This is a genomic window from Microcoleus sp. A6-C6 (genome assembly GCF_036705955.1).
In the GTDB taxonomy this organism is placed as follows: Bacteria; Cyanobacteriota; Cyanobacteriia; order Cyanobacteriales; family Microcoleaceae; genus Microcoleus.
In genome coordinates this window covers 189,270-208,809 of the sequence record NZ_JAUBVR010000002.1, presented here as the reverse complement: position 1 = coordinate 208,809, position 19,540 = coordinate 189,270, and the positions used below count along the sequence as shown (strand labels likewise).

Genomic DNA, 19,540 nt, shown 5'->3' with positions numbered 1-19,540 from the left:
CACGGAAATCTGATTGCGGGCAAAACTCTATACCAGACAGGGTGGAACTACTGATCTAAACTTGCTGTCTGAGGGTACTAATCGGAAATCCTGACCCATCCGCGACGGATGGCGTGAAGTAGGCGGTTGACTGAATCTCGATCGTCTTCGGTGAGAGCGCTTTCGCAGAGTGCGCGCAGTCCGTGACTTTCGGTACGAGTCAAATTGCCTGAATGCGTGATTTGATAGAATAGTTCAGCGATCGTGCGATCGGATTTTAAATTCAGAACTTGCATGAAATTTCGTTGAACTCAACTACTCTAATATCGAGCATTTGAGAACAGAGTAGGGTGATTGCCGTCGGCTAAGCTGTGTGATCTTTCTGAGCTCGACTTGCGATCTAAGTCTGGGGTATACGTGAGTTAAATCACATAGAATGAGAGACCTCGATCGCATTTGCTGTGATTGTGGCGGTAGCCTTAAGGCTAGACGAAACCTCGAAAACTTCTGATTGCAAGACTTTGAGCGCCATTGTTGACGGCTGGAGGCGTGAAACTGTTCGTTTTCAACTGTAGCCGAGGCATCCAGTTGCGATCGGCGAGCCACAGCCTGAGATACAATAAATTATCAATATTTCGATCCCATCTATAGGCAGGCAGGTAAAAGAATGATCGTTATTGGCTACTTTTCGGTTTCTTTAATCGTTTTTGTTGTTTGGTTCATTGTTTTTTGGAACGATACTTCCACATCCAAAAAAGACTTACTCTCTTGGGTAGCCTTACTACTCGGCCCCCTGGTTTGGCCTATTGTTCTACCCCTATCACTGTTGCAAATTACCAGCAAAAAGTCGGTTGAAAAACCTGCAAAATCCGAACAATAATTCTCATAAATCGTAGTGGGAATAACTGACTCAAGTACATTCAGTTGTTTTGTCATAATTATCCGCCGTTCATCGCTCCTCCCATCGAGTAAATAATCTTGTTTTATGACCAAAAATCGCACTTAAAAGGCAGAATAAAATAAAAATGCTGAATCTCAAAATAGTATTTTTTTGTCGATGTCAAATTCTGCTTTCTACTTTTTGAAGCCTACTTTTCTTTTGTCATTTCGTGATTTAAGGGGGGCACTCAGTCAAAAGTGTCAGTCAAAAGTGTCAAATCCAGATTTTCGGATAGCGACCTCAACAATTTTGCAATCCTAAATTATCTGCCACCTCCACCAAACTCAAACTTAATTGGCAATCTAACAGGTTCTGTTGCTGGGAAAAGTATCACTTTAGACATATTTCAGCGTTCCGCTGACAACTTAATATTTTTGATTATTTCCGGCCGCTGTGGACTATTAATCGAATTTGGGAAAATCATTACTTATTTTTGACAAAAAGCTATACTCTTTACCCTGCAAGCTTTTGACGCTAGATATTTGTAAATTGCAGCAGCTCTTAAACAGACAATTGTAGAGTTCGATTTCGCAAAAATAGCCGAACTCTTACCACAGTTAGATGCACAATTAAAGGCAGAGACTTCAAAATTAAATGGCCAACAAAAACTATTGCTAATCTCAAGCAGGACTTGTTTTATGGGAGGCATCATGAGTTCATAAGGCGATCGATCAAATTTTGATCTGGTGCGGGATTTGTGGGAACTTCTCAAAAAAAGTGCCGTCACAGCATCCAAATTTGCTAGTTGTACAAAATGTAGGAGTGAAAATGAACGAAATGTCTGAGAAGCGAATTTATGGAATTCTTAACGCAGTGTCGCTGCTAGCGCTGACATACTATGCAGCTACTTCGATCAATTATCTTTTCCAAAGTGACGCTCACATCTACAGCTACGACAGCCAGAGCTATGCCAACGGGTCAACAGATCACTTAGCAGCACACATAGTGGGAAAATAGTACAACTTGTCTATGAATGCCAACCAATTTTCGGGAAAATTGCTAATTGTTAATGAGGCTCTAGGAGTTAATAATTAGCAAGAATAAATTTGCTGATAAATTATTTTTTTTATTTAAATTTTGCCATCAAACTCATATAAAAATTAATTATTTTTCTATCAAAAACATTCTCAAGAGTCTTTGGCTGCTGGTCAAAGATTTGTCTGTTTGACACTGTTTCTGGAAGCGACAGACAATTAAGACGCGCAGCAGCCTATTCTCAGTTATGTGCAGTACCACTCGATCGACTCAACCGAAATCCCACTCGATCGCACAAGCGCTGTATAGTCCGATCGCCCGCATGGATGCTGCTCCTTGCGGAAATGACCTGTTTTTGTTGAAAAACCGGAGGGTTTGGCGAAAATCCTCAGTTGAGCGCGAGGAATATCGGTGGAAAAATTTAAGGCGATGAGCCTCAAGAGTGCCTCCAGGACAGGGTTGGAGCGGGGTTTGACTGAATGTGGGCCGCAGCGTGCCGGCGCTTGCTGTGAAATTAGGCTAAAAAAAATGATTTCTGGGGAACTATGAGAGCAACTCAAAAGTCTGGTGATTCAGAGTCCACTAAAAAATCGCAACTTAGTTCAAGATCCATTACGGGCGATCGAACTTTCGGGCGACAGTTGCTAAGGAGTGCGGTGCAAGTTCTCAATCTTGAGAACATACTCCCATTAACAAATGGTCTATGTGTATTTCTGGCTACAGTTTAAAAAATGACTAGCCGCACTCAAGGTACGTATGGTAGACTCACAAACGGTTAACTGGAATATTTTCGTGTTATAGGAGGGAGTGATGGAGTCGAGAGTCCAAGGCAGAAAACAACTGATACTTGCTGCTCAAGGAATACAAGATTCAACTCGCGGTTCCAGGCTCCCTGCTGACAAATTAAATTACATGACAGCCTATAGCAGCCGGGTCAATTAGGGTCTCAACCGATGTCCGGTTCGATTTATTGAATCCCTTTGGAGGGAAAAGTGTATTGTAGAAAAGTGATTAATCTTTTAGGAGGAGTGTAAATGACACAGGTTACTAATCCAACACAACCAGCAGTTTCTCTGCCTGGAGCTAGCGGTTCAAGCGTTGTCGGTACCGGAGGCGCAAACAGATTAAGTGCAGGCAATCTAAACGATATCATCCTGACTTTTGGGGGCGATGATGTCATTGCTGGTAACGCTGGAGACGACATCATTTTTTCCGGTGGTGGCAATGACAGTATCGGCGGCGGCCCTGGCAACGACGCTATCGTTTCAGGGGCAGGCAACGATGTCGTTTCTGGCGGTGACGGCGATGACAGAATCTTTGGCGGTAAAGGAAATGACCTGCTCGACGGCGGTGCTGGGAATGACTTGGTTTCTGGAGAGAGAGGCAACGACACCGTACTCGGTGGATCTGGCAACGATACTGTCTTTGGTGGCGAGGGCAACGATGTCGTCGGCGGCGGCGACGGCAACGACCTGCTGTACGGCGGTAAAGGCAATGATACTGTCGATGGCGGTGCTGGTAATGACTTCATCTCTGGCGACAGAGGCAGCGATGTCCTGACTGGCGGTGCTGGCAGCGATACGTTCTACTTCAGTGGTTTTGGCGGCGATTTCGGCGTAGACACGATCACTGACTTTACGCCTGCCGAAGATAAGATCAAATTGAAGTCCGGCGGTGTGTTGGGTGGTTTGGGTACCACCTTCGAGGCCACCGAGTTTGTCGTGGTTTCTAATTTCACCGGATCTACCAGCGGAATAAACACCAACAAGTTGGTCTACGACCCAACAAACGGTGTGTTGTACTTCAACGGTACCGGCGGAGTGCTAACTGTTGCTCAACTGACACCTGGTCTGACGATTACCTCGAACAACTTCGAGTTGTTCTAAAACAACTGGCCGTTGTGGGGCGGCACCGGATTTTATCCGGGGCTGTTCTTACAAAAACCGATAGTTTGAAAGGATTTCAACCTCACTCTGCTACCAGCGGGGTGAGGTTGAAATATTCAATGGCTCAAGTGAAGCAGGGCATTTAAAAAAAATCGATCGACATTTATTGATCAAATTAATCGATCGCTCGATCGCCTAAAATATAAATCAATACCCTTGGGTTCGAGCCAGATCCCCCCTAGCCTCTTTAACAAGGGGGAGACAAGAACTTCATCAAAGTTCGCCTTTTTAAGGGGGATGCGAGGGGATCTCCGGGTAATAAAAATTGTGATCCCGATCGCCTAAAATATAAATAGTCTGAAAATATCAAAGTTTTAAAATCAGAAGTTATAAGTTTCCCTGAAGCGGTAAAGCAACCGCAACTGCACCGCAAGCAATGACCACTCAAGAATACATCCGGCAAGCCCAAGTTTATTTGAAGCAGGGAAAGCTAACTGAGGCGATCGATTTTTGCAAAAGGGCGATCGAACTACAGCCATTTTCGCCGCTAGCTTACACCACTTTAGGCGAAATCCTCGAAGCGAGTGGCGATCCGACGGCGGCAAGAGACGCTTTTGTCCAAGCTTTGGAGATTTCGCCTAAGTTTGTGCTGGCTCATGCTTATTTGGGTCAACTTTACAGCGAGTATTGCTGGCTGGATGAGGCCGCTTTTCACTACGGGAAAGCTCTGGATTTGAAGCCAGACTGGCCGGAAGTTCATTATAATTTGGGAAATATTTTTCACCAGCAGGGTAATTTGTTGGGGGCGATCGACTGTTACCGAAAGGCGATCGCCCAAAAACCAGATTATCTGCTTGCTGTATTCAATCTGGCTGTGGTTTTAAATGAAAATAATCAGCTAGAAGCGGCAATTGATAGCTACCGTCAGGCGATCGCTCTCCAGCCCGATTATGTGGAAGCTTACAGCAATTTGGGTGTGATTTTGCTGAAGGAAGATCGCCCTGCTGAGGCGATCGAGATTTACCAGCGGGCGATCGAGATTAAGCCGGATTGGGCGACACCGCACAATAATTTGGGCCAGGTGTTCCACGAGAAAAGTCCCGATCGGGCGATCGCATCTTACCGTCGCGCGATCGAGTTGGAACCAGACATGGTTTTGGCTCACTACAATCTGGGGAAAGCTTGGCAAATGCAGGGGGAACATTTGGCGGCGGTTGCTTGTTTCGATCGGGTAGTCGAGCTGAATCCCCAACATATTTCGGGTTATACAGACGCTGGCTTTTCTTTGATGGTTTTGGGCAAGATTGCCGAAGCCATGCCTTATTTGAAGCACGCGATAGCTCAGAAGCCCGATTTTGTTGAGGCTTACTGCCGTTTGGAAGAAAGGCGGCAAGTTGGTAATTTAGAGGATGATGAATTGTCAAGGGCGATCGCTGCGTGCGATCGATTTTTGCAAGCATTAACTGGAAAGAAGAAGGAAGAAGGAAGTTCGGCAACGGATTGTGTAACGGATGTAACGGATGTAACGGATGTAACGGATGTAACGGATGTAAAGGATAGAGGGAAGAAGGAAGAAAAAGAAACTATTCCCAATGCCCAATGCCCAATGCCCAATGCCCAATGCCCAATGCCCGATGCCCCATTACCAATTGCTGAAATTTGCGATAATTTAGCAGAAATTTACCTGCATTTGGGGAATGCTTTAACAGAGTACGGCGGATATGAATCAGCCGCTGCTTATTATCAAAAAGCTTTGCAAATTCAGCCGAAAAATACAGAGATTTACTGGCGGCTGGGAAATTGCTTAGCCCAGCAGCAGCGCTTGGGTGCGGCAATTGCCGTTTACCGCATGGCTTTGAAAATTCAACCTGCTTTACCCCAGGTTTATTTTGAGTTGGCAAAACTGCTCGAAAAACAGGGACATTGGGAACGGGCGATCGAGTATTATCAACAAGTTTTAGAGTTGCAATTGCTAGGGTATGGGGAGCCGAAACAGTGGAAAAACTCGAATTTTATATCACCAGATAGCAATTCTCTAGAATGTCCTCACGGGATTTATTTATCGAGTTGGGATTGGCTAGTTAATGCTAAATTGGATGCGGGCAATTATGTGGAAATAGTTTGGCAACACGCACCAAAAGCCTGTGCCGAAAATATTCCAAATTCCCAATTTTCTATAACCAATTCGCAAGTAAATTCCGAGTGTGGTGGGCTAACTTGCGGGCTGTGTTTGCACAGAATTTCTAAGTGGTTCGATCCGGTGCATTTGGGTTGGGGAGTTTGCCGTTTATCTAACTCGCAACCGATACCTGTGGATGCCCCGAAAACTTTTGTGGCACAGATTCCCGACGGGCGAGTTTGGATTGTGCCGCAGCAAAATTATTGGCTAATTTGTAAGGCGATTGCTGTAATTACTCCTGATAATTATTTGTTGGCTGATGTGTCGAGAGATTATCCTGGTTTGTTGCCGGGATGCGAGAAACATGATGTTAGAAAACACAGCGTTTTTAATTTAGAATCTTTTCCACCTTTGAAGCAGATTCACGGTAGCGTGGCGGTGCTTTCTGGTTTGTCAGGAAATGTCTATTTTCACTGGATGGTGGACGTTTTGCCGAGGATAGAATTGCTGCGGCGCAGCGGCAGGGATTTGGCGGAAATTGATTGGTTTTTGGTGAATAGTTGTCAGCACGAATTTCAGCGGGAAAGTCTCAGGATTCTGGGGATTCCCGATGAAAAGGTTTTGGAGAGCGATCGCATTCCTCACATTCAAGCAACAGAGTTAATTATACCTTCTTTTGCGGGATATTTGGGCTGGCCACCCGGATGGGCGATCGATTTTTTGAGGCGAGAGTTTCTCAAGGGAATTATACCTCAAGCTCGTTATCCAAAACGCATTTATATCAGCCGCAGCAAAGCGAGATATCGAAGAGTTTTGAACGAGGAAGATGTGGTTGAGGTTTTGGCAGAATCTGGGTTTGTTTCTATTTTGCCTGAGTCGATGTCATTGACTGAGCAAATTGCTCATTTTTATCACGCTCAGGTGATAGTTGCTGCTCACGGTAGCGGTTTGACAAATACGATTTTTTGTAAATCTGGAACTAAAGTAATTGAGTTGATGTCGCCTCACTATATCAGCCATTATTACTGGGGAAGTAGTCAATATTTGCAGTTGGAACATTACTTTTTGGCTGGCGAGGCTTTTGAATGCTATCCTATTAGACAGTTGATGTATCAGAATTCGCTAACTGAGGACATTTTGGTGAACTTGAGTTCGCTGAAAAAGATGGTTGAAGTGGTGGGTTTGGGTTAGCTGGCGTCTGGAGTAAGTTTATTTATGCCCTCGATTGAGAAGATGGAAAAAGCAGCGGTTGATTTGAATCGGCAAGCAGAAGTTTATTTAGCTGAAGGAAGGTTGAATGAGGCAGTTGCTGCTTGCGAGTCAGCGCTGAAAATTGAACCGAATTTGGTGGCAGCTTGCCAGACACTGGGAAAGGTAATGCAGGTTCGAGGTGAAATAGAGCAGGCTAAATATTGGTATGAAGCGGCGTTGGATCGCAATCCGAATTTGCCGGAAGTTTATGCTAATCTCGGCAGTTTGTATTCTCAAGGAAAACAGTGGGAAAAGGCGATCGCCAGTTGTGAAAAAGCGATCGCCCTTGCACCGAGTTTTGCTGGTGCTTATCGGCTGTTGGCGAAAATCTGGATGCAATTGGAAAAGCGAGAAGAAGCCGCAGAATCTTGGTATCAAGCTTTCAAGATCGAGCCGAATTGGGCAACGGCTGAGGAAAACGTCACTCTGGGAAATAGTTTAGTTGAATTGGGAAAGTTCGATCGCGCTACTGAGTGTTATTTGCGGGCAATTGGGTTAAACCCGAACCTGGCCATAGCTTATCACAATTTGGGGGAAATGCTGGTCAGGGAGAAACGGTGGGATGAGGCGATCGCCAATTACCGACAAGCCATTGCCATCAATCCAGAGTCTTTTGAATCTTACCACAGTTTGGGTCAAACTTGGGCGGAGCGAGGAGAAGGCGATCGGGCGATCGCTTGTTACCGGAAAAGCGTCGAAATCAATCCCAATTACGCTCGTGCTTACCTTAGTTTGGGCAATGTTTTTGTGCAGAAACGCGAGTTTGATGTGGCAATTCAATGTTACCGTCAGACTCTGGCAATTAATGATAATTCCTATTGGGCACACAATTTTTTAGGGGAAGCTTTGGCTCAAAAACAACTGTGGCAAGAAGCTATTAGTTGCTACCGCAAAGCCATTGCAATTAATCCAGATATTGCTTGGTTTTATTGCAATTTGGGCATTGCCTTAACCTGCGAAAAATCCTGGGATGAAGCTGTTAGCGCTTACCTCCACGCGATTCAGCTTGAGCCGAATTTGATGGGAATTAATCAGAGGTTGGGATATGTTTTGCGGCAGCGCAGCGCCGCGGATTTAGATAGCACAATCGCAGTTTATTGTCAAGGTATTGAGCTACTTGCCAGCGGGAATAATTACCACAAATTGCTGGGAATTGAGTTAAATGGAGCGGAGTTTTATATAAATTTAGGTAATAGTTTAGCGAAACAGAAGCAGCTTGAAGGTGCGATCGTATTTTATAGCATGGCTGTGCAGATTGAACCAACTGCTGCGGAAGTTGTCGCCCAACTTAAGGAAGTGCGGGTGAAACAACAGGAGTTGTACGCACAAATTGCTACTTACCGCCGCCAAATTGAAATTTCTCCGAGAAATTCTCAGCCTTACAACGATTTAGGAAATATTTTACCGCAATTAGGGGAATTGGAAGAAGCAATTATTTGTCACCAAAAAGCGAGCGAATTGAGGGGTTGGCTTGAATGTGCAGCGAAAGATTATCAATTTACCCAAGATTGGTTTACCCACAATATCCCTATTTGGCAAAGGCACTTGCAGCAGTTGGCGGGAATTGCAGATTTTAAAGTTGTGGAAATCGGCAGTTTTCAGGGAATGTCTGCTTGCTGGCTGCTGGATAATATTTTAACTCATCCGACGGCAAAAATTACTTGTATTGATTTGTGTTTTCAACAAACTTTTAAGGGGAATATTGCTAAAACTGGAGTAGCCGAGAAGGTAATTGAATTGGAAGGTTATTCTCAGGAATTATTAGTGAATTTAGATTCAGAATATTACGATGTTGCTTACGTTGATGGCTGTCACAAACCCACCAGCGCTTTGCAAGATGCGATTTTATCTTGGAGGTTGGTGAAAGTTGGCGGATTGATGATTTTTGACGATTACGAGTTTACCTTTCCCGACAGCCCGGAGCAAGATACTAAAATCGGGATAAATCTGTTTTTGGAGATGTTTGGAAGTCAGTTAGAAGTAGTGCATAAAGGCTATCAACTGATTGTCAAAAAAACTGATAATAAAAAATTGGGGGAAGAGCAAGCACTTTTGTCTCAAGGTTGGGAAAAGTTGGGGGATATTGCGGCAGATGCGGGTTATTTGGATGAGTCGATCGCCCGCTATCAAACAGCTATTAAAATTAAGTCTGGCAAATATTTAATTTACCACAAGTTGGGTAAAGTTTTGCAAGCAAAAGAGATGTGGAAAGAAGCTGTGTCCGCTTACGAAAGGGCGATCGCACTCAACCCTAATTTTAGTTGGGCCTACCACTTTTTCGGGGAAATTTTACAAAAAACTGAAAAATACGAGGAAGCCGCTGCTGCTTACCGCAAAGCGATTGAGTTAAATCCCGATTTTTGTTGGAGTTACAATAATTTAGGCGATGCGTTGATGGAGCTTTCTGAGTGGGAGCACGCGGCGGCTGCTTACCGCAAGTTGATTGAATTAGAACCAGATTTTTGTTGGTCTTACGATAGATTAGGTAAGGCTTTGGTTGCACTGGAAAATTTGCAAGCAGCGGCGGATGCTTACCGCAAAGCTATTGAATTAAATCCCGATGATTGTTGGTTGTACAATAGTTTGGGAGAACTTCTGGAAAAACAAGAAAATTGGTCGGAAGCGGCGGTGGCTTTTGGCTGTGCTGTTGAGCTAGAACCCGATGAGAGTTGGCTGCACAAAAAGCTGGGCGATGCGCTGCGGAATCAAGGGGAATTGGAAAGGGCGATCGCAATTTATGAAAAAGGCATCAATCTCGATCCAAAATCCTATTGGTGTTACGAAGGATTGGGCTTGACTTTCATGGCAAAACAGCAGTGGGAATCTGCAATATCTAATTTGGTTCAAGCACTGCAAATTAAACCAGATTTATTTGGACTTTACTATCATATAGCTGATGCTTTGGAACAAAAAGGAGAAGTAGATGAAGCCGATATCATAAAATTTGGCTATAAAATGTTGCCGTTAAATTTTCTCAAAAAATACTGTGGATTTACCGACAATTTGGCAATTGTAGCAGAGTCAGATCCGAGCATTACTTGCATTGACATTTATCCTGCAAGTCAAATCAATTTATCTGATTCCAAAACAATCCACACCGATAACAGATGTTGGGAAGATGAAATTTTTTATACAAAAAAAGCTTTTGTTGCCGTACTACCAAACGGACGAGCTTGGGCCGATATTGCTACTACCTGCGCCATTACTTCAGACAATAAACTTGTTGCCGATATTTCAATGGGTTGTCCTGAGTTGGTAATAACTTCCGACAAATTGCCTCCCGCCGAACATATCGAGGGAAATGTGGCTTTTTTGTCGGCTCGCTGGGGTGGCGCAGCTTATTTTCATTGGATGTTTGATGTGGTGACGCGGTTCCATCTTTTGCAGCGCAGTGGATTGATGGATAGTATTGATAAGTTTGCGATCAATGCTTGCGATTCGGCTTATGAAAAAGAAAGTTTAAATACTTTAGGAATTCCACTAGATAAAATTTTAGAAAGTCGCTATCAGCCACACTTTACAGCGGATAAATTAATAGTACCGTCAATTTGCGATGGTGGTTCTGGAACCTCTAAATGGAAATGTGAATATCTGAAACGAATATTTTTAAATGAACAGCAGTCGTCAAATACAAATTATTCAGAAAAAATTTATATCAGCCGAGAAAAAGCATCCTATCGGCGAATAGTCAACGAGGAAGAGGTTGTCGGCTGTTTAGAAAAGTTTGGGTTTCGTACAGTCAAGCTGGAAACTATGTCGGTAGGGGAACAAGCCGCGTGTTTGGCTGCTGCTAAAGTAGTTGTATCACCTCACGGAGGGGGATTGACTAATCTAGTTTTTTGCACTCCGGGAACTAAAGTAATTGAGATTTTCTCTCCGATTTATGTGCCAACTTGCTTTTGGACTATCAGTAATTTGTGTGAGTTGGAACATTACTATTTAATTGCTGAATTGTTTGATGACTTAACTCAGAAATACCAGGGACATAAAGATATGCGGGTGAATGTGAACTCGCTGGAGAAGTTAATGAATATTGCAGGGGTTTCGCATGAATAATGATGATTACCACCAGTTGGGGAATTCCCTGCAAGAAAGCGGTGAGTTTAATGATGCTGTTGCTGCTTACAAACAAGCTGTTGAGTTAAACCCAGATTTTTCTTGGTCTCATCACAGTTTGGGCGATGTTTTGTTGAAACTCGAACGCTGGGAGGATGCTGTCGCTGCTTACAGAAAAGCTGTTGAGTTAAATCCTGATTTTTCGTGGTCTTATCATAATTTGGGCGATGCTTTGCTAAAACTGCAATGCTGGGAGGATGCTGTCGCTGCTTACCGCTGCGAGATTGCACTGAACTCAGATTTTGCTTGGTCTTTTTACAATTTAGCCGAGGCTTTGACTAAACTCAAAAAGTCGGGTGAAGCTATCGCTGCGTATTTACAAGCTATTGAAATTGATGGAAATTTGCCGGGAATTTACGATAAGTTGGGATATAGTCTCGGACAAACAGAGTCTGATTTACAGTCAGTGTTAGAAAAATGTCAATTGCAAGTTACACCGGAAAATGTAGAGTTTTATTTGCAGTTAGGTAAGAATTTAGCAAAGTACGATCGCCCAAAAAGCGCAATTATTCTTTACAATTTTATTTTAACAAGAGTGCCAGATTGTGCTGTAGTCTCAGCGGAATTAGAGCAGTTGTTGAAACAGCAGGAAAAGTGCGTTAGCGTATTAGCATCAGCCCGCGCCACAGTCGCCCAAAAACCCGATGATTGCTGGTCTTATTACAATTTAGGTGCTGTTTTGAGCCACCAAAAATATGGGGAGGAAGCGGCGGCGGCTTTTTTGCAAGCAATAGCAATAAATCCCGATCTTCCTTGGTGGTTTTATTACAATTTGTGGGAAGTTTTGATTGAGCAAAACAAGTTGGATCAAGTTGAAAACTTCTGCCGCGAAGTTGTTGATGCTCAACCGGAGGCTTTTTGGCCTTATTTGAATTTGGGGGAAGTTTTGACTAGACAAGGCAAAATTTCTGAGGCGATTAGCTGTTATAAAACTGTTAGTTATAAACAAACTTTTGCATCTATTCTTAGTAAGAGAATAGGCAAGATGCCTGTTCCACAAAATACAGAGACAGGCAAGATGCCTGTTCCACAAAATTGGAACTTAAAACCAGTCAAAGTTCCTAAGTTTATAATTATTGGTTCTCAGCGGTGTGGCACGACTTCTCTCTACACTTATTTAGCTGAACATCCGCAAATTTTGACTCCGATTAAAAAGGAGATGGATTTTTTCTCGTGGCATTTTCACAGAGGGATTGATTGGTATTTGGCTCATTTTCCCCTAATGCCGGAGGGAGAGGAGTTTGTAACGGGTGAAGCAAGTCCGAGCTATTTTGACTGTCGGGAAGCGCCGGAACGATTCTACAGCGCGTGTCCAGAGGCGAAACTGATTGTGCTGTTGCGAAATCCGGTCGATCGCGCGATTTCTCATTTCTACCGCTTGAGGGAGTTAAATTGGGAAGGGCGATCGCTCGATCGGGCAATTAGCGACGAAATCGAACGGTTGAATCAAAACCCAGAATACATCATCGGCGAGGAACCGGGCAATTATTTAGCTCGCGGCAGGTATATAGAATTTATTAAAAATTGGCTGGCTTTCTTTCCCCCAGAACAGTTGTTAATTTTAAAAAGTGAAGATTTTTATGGAAATGTAGGGGAAACTGTTCAGCAAGTTTTAGCATTTTTAGATTTACCGGAATATCAATTATCTGAGTATCAAAATGCTAATCCTGGTGTTTATCAGCGGGTAAATGAGTCAGTTCGCGAGCTATTGAGCGATTATTTTAAACCTTACAATCAGGAACTAGAGGAGTATTTGGGGAGGAGATTTGATTGGGAATAAGATAAGACGTACGGTTGAAACCGCGCATATACAAACAAAACCTGCCTCCGCAGGTTGAATAAAAGGCGATTAAAATTAGGTTATTTTCTTCAGTCCGCTTGGAGTGGACATCGTTTGTGTAGACGCGGTTGAAACCGTACGTCTGCTAAAATTAGAACAACTTGTAAGGAGGTAATACCAATGCTGACGATCGAGCTAGATACGCTACTTAAAGAACAAGCACTCCAACGCCAAGATCCTGAAGAACGCTACATCACGGATAGGGTGAACTGGGAAGAATACGAGACACTGCTAAATCGGATAGGAGATGCTGCGGGATATCGAGTTACTTATTTAGATGGACTTTTAGAAATTATGTCACCTTCTCGTCGCCATGAAAATGCTAAAACTCGCATTGGAAATCTGCTAGAAATTTATTTTGTAGAAGCTGACATCGAATATTTCCCTTTTGGGTCTACAACTCTGCGACAAGAGGAAAAAAGTGGCGGTACGGAACCGGATGAAGCTTACTGTATTGGCACGGATAAAGAATTTCCAGATTTGGTGATAGAAGTAATTGTTACTAGCGGTAGCATTAATAAACTAGAACTGTATAGAAGGTTGAAGGTGCGAGAGGTTTGGTTCTGGCGAAATGACAGATTTTCGATATACCATTTGCGAGAAGAAATTCCGGTTGATTTTGTGTCGAACTGCGGTTATGAATTAATTACAAAAAGTGAATTACTGCCGGGAATTGATATAGAAGTTTTGACAGAATGTGTGAAAAATCCTCAGCCGTTAGCAGCAGCGAAGGAATGGAGGCGAAATTGCCAACCTACTTAAACACCAAGTTTTAAATTTGCCCCCAACTTCCAATAAAAAACCCGCCCCCCCTTGACAAGTCATACTCGTTATGAGTACGGTATAGTAAGCAAAGGAATTTAACCCAAGTACCCCAGGATTCAAAATCATGCTGACGAACCACGAAGGTCAAAGAGTACCCAAAGTCACGTTTCGCACTCGCAAGGACAACGAGTGGGTGGATGTCACCACCGATGATTTGTTTGCAGGCAAAACTGTAGCAGTCTTTTCTCTGCCGGGAGCTTTTACTCCCACTTGTTCCTCAACGCACCTCCCTGGCTACAACGAATTGGCAAAAGTTTTCAAAGAAAATGGCGTAGATGAAATCGTTTGTATGTCCGTCAACGATACGTTTGTGATGAATGAGTGGGCAAAAGACCAAGAAGCAGACAATGTGACGTTAATTCCCGACGGTAACGGTGAGTTTACTGAAGGCATGGGAATGCTGGTAGATAAAACAGATTTAGGTTTTGGTAAGCGGTCTTGGCGCTATTCGATGGTGGTCAAAGATGGCTTGGTGGAAAAAATGTTTATTGAGCCGGAGGAACCGGGCGACCCTTTCAAAGTGTCCGATGCTGAGACGATGCTCAACTACATCAACTCCGCAGCAACCAAGCCGAAGGTAGTTTCGGTGTTTACAAAAATGGGCTGTCCCTTCTGCGCTAAAGCTAAGGCAATGCTGACTGCAAAGGGCTTGGATTATGAGGAAATCGTCTTGGGCCGGGATATCACAACCCGATCGCTCCGGGCCGTGACTGGCGCTACAACCGTGCCGCAAGTGTTTATCGACGGCAAGCTGATCGGCGGTTCGGAAGAGCTAGAGTCTTATTTGGCAGTTGCTTAGTTAGGGAAAAATACTTGCCGATGCGTAGCGCACACCTTACTCGTTGTAAGGTGTGCGCTGCGAAGCTGCAACCGTCTTTATGAAGATATATCGCCATTCCCAGAGTTCGATCGCTCCATTGATCCATTCTCGTGCTTCAATTATTCATGAAGTAATATTAAAAAAATCAGAAATGGGAGTGACCGATTGTGGATTTAAGTCTCGTAGCGTCAAATATCTTAAATCCACCAGTATTAGCTTTTTTCATGGGAATGCTGGCGATTTTCCTAAAATCTGACTTAGAAATTCCTGCACCCATCCCGAAACTGTTTTCGCTGTACCTGCTGTTTGCGATCGGATTTAAAGGCGGCGTCGAACTGTCCCGAAGCGGAATCAACCAGCAAGTCGCCCTGACAATTTTGGCAGCGATGCTGATGTCAGCGCTAGTACCAGTTTATACTTTTTTCATACTGAGAATCAAGCTCGACTCCTACAATGCTGCGGCGATCGCAGCCACCTACGGTTCCATCAGCGCGGTCACCTTTATCACCGCAACTTCCTTCCTGAAAGAACAAGGAATCGACTTTGACGGTTACATGGTAGCAGCGTTAGCATTAATGGAGTCCCCAGCAATTATCGTCGGTTTAATTCTCGTCAGCGTGTTCGGGGGAGAGGAAGGAAAACGCGAAATAGTTTGGTCAGAAGTGCTGCAAGAAGCCTTCCTCAACAGTTCAGTATTTCTGCTAATTGGTAGCCTAATTATGGGCATACTAACAGGAGAACACGGTTGGGAAGTTATGAGTCCGTTTACTCAAGATTTGTTTTACGGCGTTCTGACTTTTTTCTTGCTAGACATGGGGTTGGTTGCGGCCAGCAGAATTAAAGATTTGCAAGAAACAGGAATTTTTCTGATCGGCTTTGCAATCCTAATTCCCATACTCAATGCAGGAGTTGGTTTAGTGATCGCGAAATTAATCGGAATGCCGGAGGGAGATAGCCTATTGTTCGCCGTATTGTGTGCGAGTGCTTCTTACATCGCAGTACCAGCAGCAATGCGGATGACGGTTCCCGAAGCTAACCCAAGTCTTTACATTTCAACAGCCTTGGCAGTGACATTTCCATTTAATATCATTGTAGGGATTCCCATGTATCTATACGGAATCAATATGTTTTGGAGGTAAACTTATGGACGCAGTTAAAAGGATAGAAATCTTTGCGAATTCGGTGGAACTCCCAAAGATTTTAGACGGTTTAGACAAAGCTGGTGTCCCCGGTTATTCGGTGATTCGCGGTGTCGCGGGCAAAAGTACCAGGGGATATCGATCGCGTGATTTAGCAATGAGTATGCTGGATAATATTTATGTGCTGGCTTTCTGCGAACCCGATCGAGTATCGGCAGTTGCAGAAAATATTAGACCAGTGTTAAATAAGTTTGGCGGGTCGTGTTTTATTTCGGATGCGGTGGAATTGCTAACGACTAAGTGCGTCGGGTAGTCAGTAGTCAGTAGTTAGTAGTCATTAGTCAGTAGTTAGTAGTCAGTAGTTACTGATTATTGGGAGATATTCAAAAATAACAAATAACAATTGCCAACTATCAACTGCCAACTGTCAACTGTCAACTGCCAACTGTTAACTGTCAACTGTCATTATAAACCCGGTTTATTTGATAAATCGGGTTTTTGAATATCTAGCTATTTCACATGATCAAAATCAGCGACTTCTCGCACATCAAAACCGAGCGAGCTTTTGCATGAATTTTTTCTGATTATTGGAGCGTAATTTAATCGAATACGCTTGGATTAACGCTTTAAGATGAGTTTGATGTCACGAATTTACTGGAAACACAGGTATCCTGTAGCAGCTTCATTATTCTTAACTGAACCTGATTGTAATTTAATCAACGATAATGCGAGAAAAATCTGTGTTGATTATAGCAATTTTAAAATTGTAAAATTATTACCCATCATTAGCCAGGAGTCATTTCAAGATTAATTGCCCTTCGCCGCCACATAATTCAGAATTCTTAAGATATAGAAAAGAATCTGTTACCCAAATCAGTTAGCATGGTAAATTCTAACCCACAACAGGCGATCCTCTTCGTTGGCGTAGCCCCCGTAGGGGCGGGCTTCGCTAACGCGCGATCGACTAGCGATATTTTGAATAGGAGTTTAAACATGGCTGCATTAAAAGTCGGCATCAACGGATTTGGTCGCATCGGACGGCTAGTCATGCGTGCCGGCATCAAAAACCCCAACATCGAATTTGTCGGCATTAACGACTTAGTTTCGCCAGACAACCTGGCCTATCTTTTTAAATACGACTCCACCCACGGTATTTATGACGGCGAAGTTGAAGGGAAACCAGACGGGATTGTCGTTGACGGACATTTTATCCCGTGCACGTCGATTAGAAATCCGACAGAATTGCCTTGGGGTAAAGTCGGTGCAGATTATATTGTAGAATCTACCGGATTGTTTACCGATTTTGAAGGCGCATCAAAACACTTGACGGCGGGAGCAAAACGAGTCATCCTTTCCGCACCGACTAAAGATCCAGAAAAAGTTCCAACTTTTCTAGTAGGCGTCAACCACCACAAATTTGACCCGACGAAAGATACTGTTGTTTCTAATGCTAGCTGCACCACGAATTGTTTAGCACCAATTGCGAAAGTTATCAATGATAATTTCGGTTTGGAAGAAGGTTTGATGACGACTGTTCACGCGATGACTGCTACTCAGCCAACTGTAGACGGGCCCAGCCAAAAAGATTGGCGGGGTGGACGCGGTGCGGCTCAAAATATTATTCCATCTTCGACTGGTGCGGCGAAAGCTGTTACTTTGGTGTTGCCGGAATTGAAAGGAAAATTGACGGGAATGGCTTTGCGGGTGCCAACTCCTGACGTTTCTGTAGTCGATCTTACTTTCAAAACGAGTAAGGAAACTAGCTACAAAGAAATTTGCGAGGCTATGAAAAAAGCTTCCGAGGGTGAACTGAAAGGTATTCTTGGATATACTGAGGATGCGGTGGTTTCGACGGATTTTCAGGGCGACGCGCGATCGAGTATTTTTGATGCAGGTGCGGGACTTGAACTGAATTCTACGTTTTTTAAAGTCATTTCCTGGTATGACAACGAGTGGGGTTATTCTAACCGTGTGATCGATTTGATGATCTCGATGGCCGAGAAAGACGGAATTTTGGGTAAATAGTATTGTAGGGTGGTTCGGCGGGGCGATCGAATGCGAGCACCAATAAATCCAGATTTTCCCGCGCCGAACTTACTATCTCGGTAGACCGCCATAGGTTAAATTGTTGTTATTGTCGATCGCACTCCAATTATGTCTGAACTGCCACCGCTCAACAACGAAACTATTTGGGCTATCCTCAACGAAGAAATGGACGATGCTGCTGTCAACCGCTTAGTTTGGCTGTATCTGGGCTACCGCCCTGATGCGGAGACTGGTAAATGGAACAGTGCTGATGTTGCTAGCGAGTGGCGCGAAGAGTATCCAGAACCGCCGGATTTTATTGATTCTAGGCCTGCGACGGTGAAATTGACGCGATCGACTCCTCCAGAAAACAAGCAGTTACTGAAGGAAAAATTGGGATTTAAGGGCTATAAAATTGGAGAATTCGGGCCGAGACAGACTCGCAGGGCGACGATGGCTAATTGGTTGATGGGTTTTATGGAAGTTGGGGCTTGATTTAGTTGACAGTTGACAGTTGACAGTTGACAGTTGACAGTTGACAGCACTTGACAAAAGAAGGAAGAGGATTGTAGTAATGAATCGTCTGATTTTAATTTCTCGCCTTTAGGGGTTCCGGCTTTAAACCAATTTTTTCAGGTAAGAAAGTATCGAATATTAGGGATTGAAACATTGATCAAAGTCTTGGTCTGTTTCTATTTTTATCTGCCGTTAATTAACAAAAATTAAAGATTTTTAGCGTCATAACAAAGTAAAGTCCGATCGCCCACACCAACATGATCACCAGCAAACCTGACATCCGGCGGTTGGGTGAAGTATTCTAGAGTCGGAACAAAACCATTGTAAGGAAAAATTCATGAAAACAACCACTATATCTCGCTTAACCAGCATTTCCCTAGCTACCCTCATGCTAGTCGGCGTTTCAGTCAATGCGATCGCCACACCAGCCACCATCAAACCCGCAACCCAACTCGCCCAAGCTACCGCCAAAAAGCGCCTCGTCGTCATGGACTTCGACTACGGCACCACCAACAGCTATTACAGTTCCTACAGAGGAGTCGGCGCCGCCAAAGGCATCAGCGAACTGCTAATCAACGAACTCGTCAACAATGGCACTTATACAGTAGTCGATCGCAGCAAACTCGAACAAGTCCTCAAACAAGAAAATCGCACAGGTTCAATGGATGCCGGCACAGCCGCCGAAATTGGCAAAAAACTAGGAGTTGACGCCGTACTCATCGGCACCATTACCAAGTTTAATATCGACAAACAATCCGGCGGTGGCAGTTTCATGGGCATCGGCGGAGGTTCCCAAAAAACCAAAGCTACCGTCCAAATAGACGTGCGGTTAATTGGTACAGATTCAGGAGACATTCTTGCCACCGCCAAAGCAGTAGGAGAAGCCGATCAAAGCGATTCCAATTTTTCTGTTAGAGGCGTTGGTGGCAATTCTGGCAGTAGCAATGAAGATGGACTTTTGAGCGCAGCAGTTGACAAAGCCGTAGCCCAAATGGTAACTAAACTTGCAGAAGTATCTAAGAAATTAGGTTAGGAATTGTGAAATATTTTTAGATTTTAGATTTTGAATTATTCAATCTAAAATCTAAAATTATGTCAGCTATTTTGGC

The 19,540-nt window shown here is 43.8% G+C and carries 14 protein-coding genes; 13 read left to right on the top strand and 1 reads right to left on the bottom strand.

Annotation, left to right across the window (positions count from 1 at the left end):
- Positions 1-77: 77 nt before the first annotated feature.
- Positions 78-275 (bottom strand): hypothetical protein, encoded by a 198-nt coding sequence (locus QUB52_RS02295; protein WP_265233604.1) that lies wholly within the window; start codon positions 273-275, stop codon positions 78-80.
- A gap of 1,412 nt (positions 276-1,687) precedes the next feature.
- Here QUB52_RS02295 and QUB52_RS02290 point away from each other — a divergent pair.
- The 13 genes from QUB52_RS02290 to QUB52_RS02230 all read left to right on the top strand — a co-directional run bounded on the left by QUB52_RS02290 (position 1,688) and on the right by QUB52_RS02230 (position 19,464).
- Positions 1,688-1,876 (top strand): hypothetical protein, encoded by a 189-nt coding sequence (locus QUB52_RS02290; RefSeq protein WP_332972291.1) that lies wholly within the window; start codon positions 1,688-1,690, stop codon positions 1,874-1,876.
- Between the two features lie 265 nt (positions 1,877-2,141).
- Entirely contained in the window at positions 2,142-2,327 is a 186-nt protein-coding gene (locus QUB52_RS02285; RefSeq protein ID WP_265233606.1) for a hypothetical protein, read from the top strand.
- Between the two features lie 601 nt (positions 2,328-2,928).
- Positions 2,929-3,780 carry a calcium-binding protein gene (locus QUB52_RS02280; protein ID WP_332972290.1) on the top strand — a complete coding sequence of 284 codons (852 nt, stop codon included), beginning with the start codon at positions 2,929-2,931 and terminating at the stop codon, positions 3,778-3,780.
- A 436-nt stretch (positions 3,781-4,216) separates the two neighbouring features.
- Positions 4,217-7,090 carry a tetratricopeptide repeat protein gene (locus QUB52_RS02275; RefSeq protein WP_332972289.1) on the top strand — a complete coding sequence of 958 codons (2,874 nt, stop codon included), beginning with the start codon at positions 4,217-4,219 and terminating at the stop codon, positions 7,088-7,090.
- A 24-nt stretch (positions 7,091-7,114) separates the two neighbouring features.
- Complete coding sequence (locus tag QUB52_RS02270) at positions 7,115-11,206, top strand: tetratricopeptide repeat protein (RefSeq protein ID WP_332972288.1); 4,092 nt, start codon at positions 7,115-7,117, stop codon at positions 11,204-11,206.
- A complete protein-coding gene (locus QUB52_RS02265) occupies positions 11,199-13,046 on the top strand; it encodes a tetratricopeptide repeat protein (protein WP_332972287.1) in 1,848 nt (615 codons plus the stop codon). Before QUB52_RS02270 ends, QUB52_RS02265 begins: the two co-directional genes overlap by 8 nt.
- Positions 13,047-13,226: 180 nt before the next feature.
- On the top strand, positions 13,227-13,868 hold the full coding sequence (locus QUB52_RS02260; RefSeq protein ID WP_265233611.1) for a Uma2 family endonuclease: 642 nt from the start codon (positions 13,227-13,229) through the stop codon (positions 13,866-13,868).
- 127 nt (positions 13,869-13,995) lie between these two features.
- The gene (locus QUB52_RS02255; RefSeq protein ID WP_265233612.1) at positions 13,996-14,730 is read left to right on the top strand and encodes a glutathione peroxidase; all 735 of its coding nucleotides are present in this window, start codon (positions 13,996-13,998) and stop codon (positions 14,728-14,730) included.
- A gap of 188 nt (positions 14,731-14,918) precedes the next feature.
- Positions 14,919-15,890: a sodium-dependent bicarbonate transport family permease gene (locus QUB52_RS02250; protein ID WP_265233613.1), complete on the top strand. Its 972-nt coding sequence runs from the start codon at positions 14,919-14,921 to the stop codon at positions 15,888-15,890.
- Positions 15,891-15,894: 4 nt separating this feature from the next.
- Complete coding sequence (locus QUB52_RS02245) at positions 15,895-16,203, top strand: P-II family nitrogen regulator (protein WP_265233614.1); 309 nt, start codon at positions 15,895-15,897, stop codon at positions 16,201-16,203.
- Between the two features lie 680 nt (positions 16,204-16,883).
- Positions 16,884-17,915, top strand: coding sequence for a type I glyceraldehyde-3-phosphate dehydrogenase (gap, locus tag QUB52_RS02240; protein ID WP_265233745.1), 1,032 nt, complete (start codon positions 16,884-16,886; stop codon positions 17,913-17,915).
- 129 nt (positions 17,916-18,044) lie between these two features.
- Positions 18,045-18,410: a DUF1823 family protein gene (locus QUB52_RS02235; RefSeq protein WP_332972286.1), complete on the top strand. Its 366-nt coding sequence runs from the start codon at positions 18,045-18,047 to the stop codon at positions 18,408-18,410.
- Positions 18,411-18,768: 358 nt separating this feature from the next.
- Positions 18,769-19,464 carry a CsgG/HfaB family protein gene (locus QUB52_RS02230; protein ID WP_265233616.1) on the top strand — a complete coding sequence of 232 codons (696 nt, stop codon included), beginning with the start codon at positions 18,769-18,771 and terminating at the stop codon, positions 19,462-19,464.
- Positions 19,465-19,540: the final 76 nt, after the last annotated feature.